Below are 11,668 nucleotides of genomic sequence, written 5' to 3'. Positions count from 1 at the left end.
CCCTAAATGAATGCGGCGGCCCTATTCGGGCTGGATGGCTTTAAACTCCAGCAGATGGCGTTCGCCTTCCAGTTCCGGCACCACCAGCTTGTGGGTGGCAACCAGACGAATGCTGTCAGGCAACTGTGCCAGCTCCTGCTCGGGGTATTGTCCCTTGAGCGCCAGGAAGCTGCCCTCGGGTGACGGCAGATGATGACACCAGCTCAGCATGTCCTCCAGGGAGGCGAAAGCCCGGCTCAGTACACCATCAAATCCGGTCTCGGGTTGATACTCCTCCACCCGGGATTTGACGGGGGTCACATTGGTCAACCCCAGCTCCAGGATCACCTGGCGGATGAAGTTGATCCGCTTGCCCAGGCTGTCGAGCAGCACGAACTGTTTGTCCGGATTGATGATGGCCAGCGGCAGTCCGGGCAGACCCGGACCCGTTCCCACATCGATGAAGCGTTCACCGTGCAGGTGAGGACTCACCACCAGGCTGTCGAGGATATGCTTGACCAACATGGCGTCCGGATCTCGCACCGAGGTGAGATTGTAAGCCTTGTTCCACTTGTGCAGCAACTCGACCAACTGCACCAACTGGGTCTTCTGGGTTTCGGTGATAACAATTCCGGCCTGCATGAGCAGGCCGTTCAATCTTTGCAGCATGTTGTCCAACGGGGAATTCCTCAGGCGGTTTTACGCAGCAGGCCGTGTTTCTTCAGGTGCACCAGCAAGATGGAGATGGCGGCAGGGGTGATGCCGGAGATGCGGGACGCCTGACCTATGGTCTCTGGCTTGGCATCGTTGAGCTTGGCGATCACCTCGTTGGAGAGACCGTTCACGTCGCGGTAGTTCATGTCCAGCGGCAGCAGGGTGTTTTCGTTGCGCAGCTGTTTCTCCACCTCGTCGTGCTGACGCTCGATGTAACCGGCGTACTTGATCTGGATCTCCACCTGATCCGCGGCAGCCGCATCGGTCAATGCAGGCCCCACACCCTCGATGGCCATCAAGGCATCGTAGGTCACCTCGGGGCGACGCAGCAGCTCTTCCAGGCTCTGCTCCCGGGTCAGGGGAGTGTTGACCAGGGCGTTGACGGCCTCCAGAGACGGATGCTGCGGGTGGATCCAGGTCGAGCGCATGCGCTGACGTTCCTGCTCCACCTGTTCCACCTTGGCATTGAACAGGCTCCAGCGATGATCATCCACCAGACCCAGCTCGCGGCCGATGGCGGTCAGGCGCAGATCCGCATTGTCTTCCCGCAGCAGCAGGCGATATTCGGCACGACTGGTGAACATGCGATAGGGTTCGCGGGTCCCCAGTGTGGAGAGATCGTCCATCATCACGCCCATGTAGGCCTGATCCCGGCGTGGGTGCCAGGCTTCCTTGCCCTGGGCGCGCAAGCCCGCGTTCAGACCGGCCATCAGGCCCTGGGCAGCGGCCTCTTCATAGCCGGTGGTGCCGTTGATCTGGCCGGCGAAGAAGAGGTTCTCGATGCACTTGCTCTCCATGTTGGCCTTGAGATCCCGCGGATCGAAGAAATCGTACTCGATGGCGTAGCCAGGGCGAGTGATATGGGCATTCTCGAAGCCACGGATCGAGCGGACGATCTGCACCTGTACGTCGAACGGCAGGCTGGTGGAGATCCCGTTCGGGTAGAGTTCGTGGGTGGTCAGGCCTTCCGGTTCGACAAAGATCTGGTGCGCCGTCTTGTCGGCAAAGCGGGTGATCTTGTCCTCGATCGACGGGCAGTAGCGCGGGCCTATCCCCTCGATCACCCCGGCGTACATGGGGCTGCGATCCAGGTTGTTGCGGATCACCTCGTGGGTCTGCTCATTGGTATGGGTCACGTAGCAAGGCATCTGGCGGGGATGCTGGCTGGCGTTGCCGATAAAGGAGAAGACCGGGCGAGGATCATCACCATGTTGCTGCTGCATCACGGAAAAATCGACGGTGCGTGCATCGATCCGTGGTGGCGTGCCCGTCTTGAGGCGATCGATGCGCAGCGGCATTTCACGCAGGCGCTGGGCGAGGGCAATCGAGGGAGGATCCCCGGCGCGACCCCCTTTGTAGTTCTCCATGCCGATGTGGATCAGACCATTGAGGAAGGTGCCAACGGTCAGTACGACCGTCTTGCCGCTGATGCGGATCCCGCTCTGGGTAACGACCCCGGCGACGCGATCCCCGTCCATGACCAGATCGTCACAGGCCTGCTGGAAGATCTTCAGGTTCGGGTAGTTCTCCAGGGTCTGACGCACCACAGCCTTGTACAGCAGGCGATCAGCCTGGGCACGAGTAGCCCGCACCGCAGGGCCCTTGGAAGAGTTGAGCGTGCGGAACTGGATCCCGCCGAGATCGATGGCCTGCGCCATGATCCCGCCAAGGGCGTCGACTTCCTTGACCAGGTGTCCCTTGCCGATCCCGCCGATCGCCGGATTGCAGGACATATGCCCCAGCGTATCTATGTTGTGGGTGAGCAACAGGGTATTGAGACCCATACGGGCTGCCGCTGTTGCTGCTTCGGTTCCTGCATGACCGCCACCGACGACGATCACATCAAATTGTTCATGGTATTGCATTGGGGATCACCTTGATCTGCACGCCTGAAGATCTTTGTTTGCCTGGTCTGAAGGGCGGATCATTCTATCTGTTTAGCATCCGGAGGGGAACGTCTACTTCAGGATCAGTATGGATCAGGGATCGGTTAAATAGATCTTAAGGATCTTTAGATCGATCTTTTATTGGATCTTTTATTAGGATCCGCGACTTCTGTTGATAAGGCATTTTTGATCATAAAGATCATTCGGTTAAGGTCGATCGCTGCTTGTGGAAAAGCTTGGATCCAGAGGGGGCGAACGGGGGGATAACATGGGTTTTTATACACAGATACATGGTCGACAAGATCTAATACATGAATAACTATAGGTTTTGCAGAGCTTAGCACCTAAGTTATACACAATTATCCGAGCTCATGTGGGGAGCTCTCGGGAAAAACTTATCCGGATCCACCTGTTAATAACCTGGTGGATAGGGATCTGGGGATAACCAGGGAGATCGGGGGTCGTGACCGGATCTCCCTGGTCCTGATCAGCCGATCAAGGTCATCCAGTCGTGGATCCAGGTTTCTGCGGCATCTTCGGGGATCTCGTGCTGGGTCACGTCTATTTCCAGGAGATCCCCCAGTCGGCTGGCACCGCACCCGGCCAGCAGCCGATCCAGCGTCTTGCCGCCCTGGCAGAAGGTGTCATAGCTGCGATCCCCCAGGGCGATCACTCCGTACTTGAAGGCGGCGAGATCCGGCTGCTGTTCGGCAAGATCCCGGGCAAAGGGCTGCAGATTGTCGGGTACGTCCCCCGCTCCATGGGTGGAAGTGACCACCAGCACGATGGCTTCTGGCTCGGTCAGGATCCTGGCCAGGCTGGCGGGGTTGTGGATCTCCGCCTGGTGGCCCGCCTGTTCAAGCAGGCCGACCACATGATCTGCGACATATTCGGAGGCCCCCAGCATGGAGCCGACGACGAGGTTGAGTTTGGCCATGGAATGGATCCTGATGTCATCGAAAAAGTGAAGAGGGGGGATCTTACCGCCAAAGCATGTGGATAAATATGGATAAAGCTTGGGGATAAGGATCCTGTCCACTTTTTTGCAGCCAAAACCGGTCTCGTGGCCGTCGTGGCGCCTTCTTTCCGCCTGTTGCGACCTCATCGCACCTTTCGTTGTCAAACGACACTTCAAAACATTAATTAACAATGCAGATGCAAATGATTAGCAATTATTGAATCGATTCGATCACGGCACCTGTAGTAGCATGGCGCTGCTTTATTCGCCTGAGGCGCCGGGCTGACCGGTCCAATTGGGCACCCATAATAAGAAATCAAACATAACTTATTGATATTTGAGACACTTATATGATTGCGCAAAAAAATACCCCGAATGCCGTGATGCGAAAGAGAGGCGTACAGCTGCTGCCGCTCTCCTGTCTGCTGGCGTCCCTGCCCGTGTTGGCGGCGGAACAGGCGGATAAAGAGTTGCCCAAGGCGGGCGAAACCATGGTCGTTACCGGGACCGCCATGAAGGTCGAGGTCCCCATGGCAGAGACCCCCCGTGCCGTCTCCGTGGTCAATCGCGAAGAGCTGGACCAGCACGCCGTACTCAAGCTAGACGAGTCCCTGCGCTATCGCTCCGGCGTCCTGTCCCAGTCCTATGGTTCGGACACGGATGCTGACTGGTTCAAGGTGCGCGGCTTCGATGCGGCTTCTTACCTGGATGGCAACCGCCTGTTCAGCACCGGTTACTATGTCTGGACCCCGGAGCCCTTCGGCCTTGAGAGCGTGGAAGTGCTCAAAGGCCCGGCCTCCATTCTGTATGGCGAAGCCCCTCCCGGAGGCGTCATCAACGCCATCAGCAAGCGTCCGACCGCGACCCCGCAGGGACTGGTGAACCTGCAACTGGGCAACCGGGATCTGCGCCAGGTCGGGGTGGATGTCTCCGACACCCTTACCGACAACAGCCGTTATCGTCTGGTGGCCCTCTACAACGAGCGGGACGGCGTGCTGGATGGCACCTACAACGAGCGCGCCTATCTGGCGCCGAGCGTGACCCTGGATATTTCGGATCGCACCACGCTGACGCTGCTTTCCAGCTTCAAGCACGATGAAGGGGTGCCGACCAACGGCTTCTTCCCGGTTTACGGCACCCTGAATACCTCCGGCGGCCAGATCGATCCCTCCACCAACCTGAGCCAGCCGGATTACGATCGCAATCGCAATACCCAGATCTCCGCCGGGTACGAGCTGGCCCACCAGCTCAACCAGACCTGGGAGTTCAAGCAGAACGTTCGCTTCAACTACAACGATCTGCTGCTGCGCCAGACCTATATCTTCCCGACCTATGAAGGCACCACCGCCTACCGCGGCCTGGTCTACCGGGATGGGGATACCAAGAGCGCTACCATGGACAACCAGATGGTGGGCTACTGGAACACCGACAGCACGGAGCAGACCCTGCTGCTGGGGGTGGATCTGCAGCGCCATGTCAATGAAGGCCAGGAAGCCGACAACTATGGCATGGGCGCCATCAACACCATGAACCCGGATTACAGCGGTTTCCCCGGTTTTGATGAATCCACCGCGACCCACCAGAAGAGCACCAAGGGCCAGAGCGGCCTCTATGCCCAGCACCAGATCCGCTGGGATGATCGCTGGCTGCTGACCGCGGGCGGTCGTTTCGATTACGTGGAAACCCACAACATCAGCGAAGCCAAGAGCAAGAACGAGAAACAGTACGACGACAACCTCTCTCTCTCCGGCAGCCTGATGTACCTGGCCGACAACGGTCTCTCCCCTTACTTCGCCTATGCGGAATCCTTCGAAGTGCTGCCGGGGATAGACCCCAACACCGGCAATTCCTACAAGCCGCTGGAAGGCAAGCTCTACGAGACCGGGATCAAGTACGCACCCAGCTTCCTCGATGGCTACATCAACCTGGCGCTGTTCGATCTGGAGCAGACCAACTCCCTGGTCTCTACCGGCTCCGGCCAGCAGACCCAGGCCGGTGAAGTGACCTCCCAGGGGGTCGAGCTGGAAGGGAGCGTGCAGGCCACCGAGGCGTTGCGCCTGACCGCTGCCTATACCTATACCGATGCCAAGACCAACGACACCGGCAACGGCGATCGTCGTGCGAGCCTGATCCCGCGCCACCAGGCCTCCTTCTGGGGCAACTATAAGGTGCAGCAGGGCCCGGTATCCGGTCTTGAGCTGGGTTCCGGCGTGCGCTATGTGGGTTCCAGCGTCGGCATCGGCGCGGTGAATGCGGACTACACCCCCATCTATGGTTCCGCCAAGGTACCGGCACACACTGTATGGGATGCGATGATCGGGTATGACTTTGCCAAGAACTGGCGTGCCCAGATCAACGTCAACAACCTGCTGAACGACACCTATGTGGCGAGCTGCGACTACTACTGCTACTACGGCGAGCCGCGCAGCATAGTCGGCACCGTCAACTACCGCTGGTAAGCGACAGGCCGGGCGGGGGCGAAGGCTCCCGCCCTCCTTCCATTCATCTACAGGCCTGTCATGGAACTCTTGTCACTGGTTTATCGCCAATACCGTTGGCCCTTCATCGCCATTACCCTGCTCAGCCTGCTGAGTGCTGTCAGCGGGATAGGCGTCATTGCCTTCATCAATCAATCACTTATCGAATCAGTCGGGGATCCGCTGCCGATCCTGGGTCAGCTTGTCGGCCTGGTCTTGCTGCTGCTGGTGATCACGCTCGGATCCCAACTGGCCCTGACCACCCTGGGTCACCATTTCGTCTACCGGTTGCGTGGCCGCCTGCTCAAGCAACTGCTGGATACCGACGTCGCCCGTCTGCGTCAAATAGGGCAGGGGCCGCTCCTGGCCTCCCTTTCCAGCGACATCGGTCAGATCACCATCGCCTTCGTGCGCCTGCCGGAACTGGTACAGGGTCTGGTGCTCACCCTGGGCTCCATCATCTACCTTGGCCTGCTCTCTCCCGCCTTGCTCGGTGTTACCGCCCTCTGGGTCACCGTGACCATGGTGGTGGGCTGGCTGCTGGTGAACCGGGTCTATCGCCACCTGGCGCACATGCGCCAGGCCGAAGACAGGCTCTACCAGAACTACCAGTCCATCATCGCCGGGTGCAAGGAGCTGGCGCTCAACCGCGAGCGTGCCCACTTCGTCTACCACCAGCTCTATGAGCAGAATGCCCGGGACTACCGGGAGCAGATCATCCGCGCCGATACCTACCACCTGAGCGCGGTGAACTGGTCGAACATCATGATGCTGGGTGCCATCGGCCTGGTCTTCTTCCTGGCCAACGGGCTGGGCTGGGCCAACACCAATGTGGCCGCCACCTTCGCCCTGACCCTGCTGTTCCTGCGCACTCCCTTGCTACAAGGGATCGGAGCCTTGCCGACCCTGATCGCCGCCCAGGTGGCATTCGACAAGATAGCTGCCCTCAATCTGGCGGAGCCGGACGAGGCGTTCCCGTTGCCGCCTGCGCCTCGCCCCTGGCAGCGCATCGAGCTGGAGCAGGTGAGCTTTCACTACCAGGGGGAGGGCGGTTTCTCCGTGGGCCCCATCAATCTGGTGATCGAGCGGGGGGAGCAGATATTCCTCATCGGTGGCAATGGCTCCGGCAAGTCGACCCTGGCCATGCTGCTGACCGGGCTCTATCAACCGGTCTCTGGCCGGATCCTGCTGGATGGGGAGCCGGTCACCGATCGCAACGGCTATCTGGGGCTCTTCTCCGCCATCTTCACCGACTACCACCTGTTCCAGCATTTGCTGGGGCCCGAGCCGAAAGAGGCGCTGGTCGCCGAGTGGCTTGAGCGGTTGCAGATGGGCAGCAAGCTTACCATCAAGGATGGCTTCATCGCCGATATCGACCTCTCCCAGGGCCAGCGCAAGCGGGTCGCCCTGCTGCTGGCCCTTGCAGAGCAGCGGGAGGTGATGCTGTTCGACGAGTGGGCCGCGGATCAGGATCCCCAGTTCCGCCGCATCTTCTATCAGGTGCTGTTGCCGCGCCTCAAGGAGATGGGCAAGACGGTGATCGCCATCAGCCACGACGATCACTACTTCTCTCTGGCCGATCGCCTGCTGGAGATGCGCCAGGGCCGTCTCACCGAACTGACCGGCGAGCAGCGCGAGCAGGTGAGCCGGGATGCGGTCGCCCATCTGGATGGCAAGGTGCCGGCCTGATGCTGGCACCGATGAGACTGGCAGCAAGCCAGCACAGGAATTGCTTATGTTCGAGATGAAATCCGCCAGCTTCGCGGTCAATGACCGCACGCTGCTGCACCCCACCAGCCTTCGCTTCGAGCAAGGTCGGGTCTATGGCCTCATCGGCCACAACGGGTCGGGCAAATCGACCCTGATCAAGCTGCTGGCGCGCCAGCAACCCCACAGCGGCGGGGAGATCCTGTTCGATGACCAGCCGTTGTCTGCCTGGGGCCACCGGGAGTTTGCCCGTCAGGTGGCCTATCTGCCCCAGCACCTGCCGAGTGCCGAAAACCTGCTCGGCCGCGAACTGGTGGAGATGGGGCGCTACCCCTGGCGCGGACTGCTGGGCCGGATGGGAGCGGAAGATCACCGTCAGGTGGAGCGTGCCATCGCCCTGACCCACACCGAACGCTTTGCCGATCGGCTGGTGGATACCCTCTCCGGCGGTGAGCGGGGGCGAGTCTGGCTCGCCATGCTGCTGGCTCAGGAGAGCCGTTTCATCCTGCTGGACGAGCCGCTGGCCGCCCTGGACGTGGCCCATCAGGTGGAGGTGCTCACGCTCGTCAAGCAGCTCAGCCGCCAGCTCAACCTCGGGGTCATCATCGTCATTCACGACATCAACATGGCCTCCCGTTTCTGCGATCGGCTGGTGGCGCTGCACTCCGGCCGTCTGCTGACCCACGGCGAGCCCGAACAGATCATGACAGGGGAGACCCTGAACGCCATCTATGGCATCCCCATGGAGGTCATTCGCCATCCGGCCCATGACCACGCCATCGCCATCGTCTGACCGGGGACCGCTCTTGAACCGTTTATTGAAGATGGCGCCCTGTCTGCTCAGTCTGCTGCTGCCCCTGGCAGGGGAGGCCGGGCAGCTTGTCACCGCCACCGACGCCACCAGCGCCACGCCTCGCATCGCCACAGTGGACTGGACCATAGCCGAGACCCTGCTGGCTCTGGGGGTCACCCCGATGGCGGTGGGGGATGTGGCCCCCTATCGCGCCTGGGTCGGTGAACCCCAGCTTCCTGCCGGGGTGATCGATATCGGGCTGCGTGCCCAGCCCAACCGGGAACTGTTGGCGGAGCTCAAACCGGATCTTATTCTCATCTCGCCGCTGGCGGCCCCCCTGGCGCCGACTCTCTCCCGCATCGCGCCGGTGCACTCCATCGCCCTGTATGAACCGGGCACCGATCTGTGGCAGCGACTGCGGGAAGCGACCCTGACCATAGCTGCCCTGGTCAACAAAGAGGCGGAGGCCGAACGCCAGCTCGCCGCACTGGAGCAGGATCTGGCACAGATGCAGGCGGCGCAGCCCGCCGATCTGCCCCCCTTGCTGGTGGTGCAGTTCATCGATGAGCGCCATGTGCGGGTGTTTGGCCGTGGCAGCCTGTTCGAGGCAGTGATGCAGCGCCTCGGCCTTCGCAACGCCTGGCAGGGAGAGACCAATGCCTGGGGATTCTCGGTCGCGAGCCTGGAGCAGTTTCTCGGGATGCCGGATGCCAGGCTGGTGGTGGTGGACCCCGTGCCCGTAGGAGTTGGTGAAAAACTTCAGGAGCCTGGATTGTGGCAGCATCTCCCGCTGGTACAGAACAATCCAGTGATCCATCTGCCTGCGACATGGAGTTTTGGTGGCATATTGGCGGCCCGCCGCTTCGCCACCCTGCTGGACGGTGCCTTGCGGGAGCAGGCTGTCCACAGAGCAACCGGGGGATCAAATCAATGAGCTCTTCTCTTTCTTCGCCCCTGCTGCGCCCGGGTCTCTGCCTGTTGGTGCTGACACTGGGGCTGGCTTGCGCCGAGCTGTCGCGTCAACTGCCGGGGGCGCTCTGGTGGCAGGCCCTGTTCTCCCCCGAGCTGGACGATGCTCGCCAGGCGGTGGTCCATTTCAGCTGGCTGCCGCGCCTTGCCATCTGTCTGCTGGCCGGTGCCGCCCTCGGGCTCGCCGGTACCCTGATGCAGCAGGTGCTGCGCAATCCCCTGGCCTCGCCCACCACCCTGGGGGTGGCCTCCGGCGCCCAGCTGGCGCTGATGATGGTGACCCTGCTCGCCCCCTCCTGGCTGCTGATCGGGCGGGAGTGGATCGCCATGGCCGGGGGAAGCCTGGCCATGGGGCTGGTCTTCGCCCTGGCTTGGCGCCGTCAGCTCAATCCCGTGGTCATCGTCTTTGCAGGGCTGGTGATCAACCTCTATCTGGCCGCCATCAGCATGGGATTGCTGCTGTTCTTCCAGGAGGAGCTCAAAGGGTTGCTGGTGTGGGGGAGCGGATCTCTGGCCCAGAACAGCTGGAGCGGCGTCGGCTATCTGCTGCCACGGTTGCTGCTGGCCGCGATGCTGGCGGTGGTGCTGGTGCGCCCGCTGGCAGTGCTGGAGCTGGACGATGCCAGCGCTCGCAGCCTGGGGGTATCCCTCAAACATTTGCGCTTGGCTGGTTTGGGTCTCGCCGTGTTCGTCACCGCCTGCGTGGTGAGCGTGGTGGGGCTGATCGGTTTTATCGGGCTGGCGGCGCCCGCCATGGTGCGGCTGCTGGGGGTCAGAAAACTGGCCCAGCGGCTGCTGTGGGCACCCATCCTCGGCGCCCTGTTGCTGGCGGCCACCGATCTGCTGCTGCAGACCCTGAGCTGGTTCTGGCCTGTGCTGATCCCGACCGGCGCCATGACGGCCCTGTTGGGGGCGCCGCTGCTGCTCTGGCTGATCCCGCGTCTTGGTATCAAGCAGAGTGCGCCTAAGGCAAACTCCTCCCTGCAGTTGGCCCGCCATCCGGCGCCGACCCGCCTTGTCGGCCTGATGGTGTTGGGGCTGGCTGCGGCGGTGATCGCCTCCCTGTTGTTTGGGCAGGGGATGGGCGGCTGGGGTTGGCCGAGCTGGCTGCGGTGGCAGGCCCAACTGGAGTGGCGCTTGCCGCGTACGCTGGCAGCGGGTGCCGCAGGCGTGTTGCTGGCGCTGGCTGGCACCCTGTTGCAGCGAGTCAGCAACAACCCCATGGCGAGCCCCGAGCTGCTGGGGGTGAGCGGTGGCACCTTCATGGGGGTGATTGCGGCGGCCCTGTTGCTGCCCGCCTTGCCGCTGCCCATGATGCTGCTGGGGGGGCTGGTGGGCGCCTTCGCCTGCCTGTTGTTGCTGGTACTTATCAACCGGCGCAACGGCTTCCAGCCGGAGCGGATACTGCTGTCTGGCATCGCCATCACGGCGCTGTTCGAGCCGTTGCAGGCCATCGCCCTGGCCAACGGCGACCTGCGGGTGCAGCAACTGCTCTCCTGGATGTCCGGCTCCACCTATTACGTCACCCAGCCGGTGGCCCTTGCCCTGGTGGTGTTGGCGCTGCTGATGCTGGCAGCTTGCCTGCTGGTGAGCCGCTGGCTCGATCTCATGCCCATGGGGCCTGCGGTAGCGACGGCTCTGGGGATCCATCTCGGCCGTGCCCAGCTCACCATCCTGCTGCTGGTGGCCGTGCTCACCGCCAGTGCCACCATGGTGATAGGCCCGCTCTCCTTTGCCGGTCTGCTGGCGCCGCACCTGGCCAGATTGATGGGGCTGGTGAGGGCGCGCTGGCACCTGCTCGGCGCCGCAGGCTGTGGTGCTTTGCTGATGGTGTCGGCGGACTGGATCGGCCAGCAGATCCTTTTTCCCCAGGAGGTGCCCGTCGGTCTGGTCTCCACCCTGTTAGGGGGCGCTTACTTCATGTGGTGCCTGCGCCGCCTCTAGGTTGGTGGATGAAAAGCGCACAAAAAAGCCCGGGATGAACCCGGGCTTTTCATTGCCTGCTCTGCGGATTTACTTGCCGATGCAGAATGTAAATAATTTATTATCTTCAATATGTTAGTGACTTTTCGGGGGCCACTTGGGGTAAAAGTAACTAAAACAGCATATTGAGAGGCCGCTCACGGGTTTCTGTCATCGTGCAGCGTTCCCACATAGTCCATTCTCGATCGTGCAGCCTTCCCAT

At 61.6% G+C, this 11,668-nt stretch carries 8 protein-coding genes; 5 read left to right on the top strand and 3 right to left on the bottom strand.

Annotated features, from left to right (window positions below; all coding sequences use genetic code 11):
- Nucleotides 1-21: 21 nt before the first annotated feature.
- The 3 genes from rsmG to mioC form a co-directional block, all read right to left on the bottom strand.
- Nucleotides 22-648: a 16S rRNA (guanine(527)-N(7))-methyltransferase RsmG gene (gene rsmG / locus AB5Y70_RS16345; RefSeq protein ID WP_010672270.1), complete on the bottom strand. Its 627-nt coding sequence runs from the start codon at nt 646-648 to the stop codon at nt 22-24.
- Nucleotides 649-668: 20 nt separating this feature from the next.
- Nucleotides 669-2,558, bottom strand: a complete 1,890-nt coding sequence (gene mnmG, locus AB5Y70_RS16340) for a tRNA uridine-5-carboxymethylaminomethyl(34) synthesis enzyme MnmG (protein ID WP_010672271.1) — start codon at nt 2,556-2,558, stop codon at nt 669-671.
- Nucleotides 2,559-3,066: 508 nt separating this feature from the next.
- Nucleotides 3,067-3,516 (bottom strand): FMN-binding protein MioC, encoded by a 450-nt coding sequence (gene mioC, locus AB5Y70_RS16335; RefSeq protein WP_039040628.1) that lies wholly within the window; start codon nt 3,514-3,516, stop codon nt 3,067-3,069.
- Between the two features lie 371 nt (nt 3,517-3,887).
- Between mioC and AB5Y70_RS16330 the strand changes: the two genes are divergently transcribed.
- The 5 genes from AB5Y70_RS16330 to fhuB are packed head-to-tail and all read left to right on the top strand — an operon-like array spanning nt 3,888 to nt 11,427.
- Complete coding sequence (locus tag AB5Y70_RS16330) at nt 3,888-5,996, top strand: TonB-dependent siderophore receptor (RefSeq protein ID WP_049637209.1); 2,109 nt, start codon at nt 3,888-3,890, stop codon at nt 5,994-5,996.
- A gap of 60 nt (nt 5,997-6,056) precedes the next feature.
- Complete coding sequence (locus AB5Y70_RS16325) at nt 6,057-7,703, top strand: multidrug ABC transporter permease/ATP-binding protein (RefSeq protein ID WP_049637210.1); 1,647 nt, start codon at nt 6,057-6,059, stop codon at nt 7,701-7,703.
- A 46-nt stretch (nt 7,704-7,749) separates the two neighbouring features.
- Nucleotides 7,750-8,514 carry an ATP-binding cassette domain-containing protein gene (locus AB5Y70_RS16320; RefSeq protein ID WP_049637211.1) on the top strand — a complete coding sequence of 255 codons (765 nt, stop codon included), beginning with the start codon at nt 7,750-7,752 and terminating at the stop codon, nt 8,512-8,514.
- Between the two features lie 31 nt (nt 8,515-8,545).
- Nucleotides 8,546-9,448, top strand: a complete 903-nt coding sequence (locus AB5Y70_RS16315) for an ABC transporter substrate-binding protein (RefSeq protein WP_049637230.1) — start codon at nt 8,546-8,548, stop codon at nt 9,446-9,448.
- A complete protein-coding gene (fhuB, locus tag AB5Y70_RS16310) occupies nt 9,445-11,427 on the top strand; it encodes a Fe(3+)-hydroxamate ABC transporter permease FhuB (RefSeq protein ID WP_049637212.1) in 1,983 nt (660 codons plus the stop codon). Before AB5Y70_RS16315 ends, fhuB begins: the two co-directional genes overlap by 4 nt.
- The last annotated feature ends 241 nt before the right edge of the window (nt 11,428-11,668 follow it).

It is taken from the genome of Aeromonas sp. s1(2024) (genome assembly GCF_040908005.1).
GTDB classification, from domain to species: Bacteria; Pseudomonadota; Gammaproteobacteria; order Enterobacterales; family Aeromonadaceae; genus Aeromonas; species Aeromonas caviae.
Note: the sequence above shows the minus strand (reverse complement) of the source record. Positions and strands in the feature narration are given on the sequence as shown.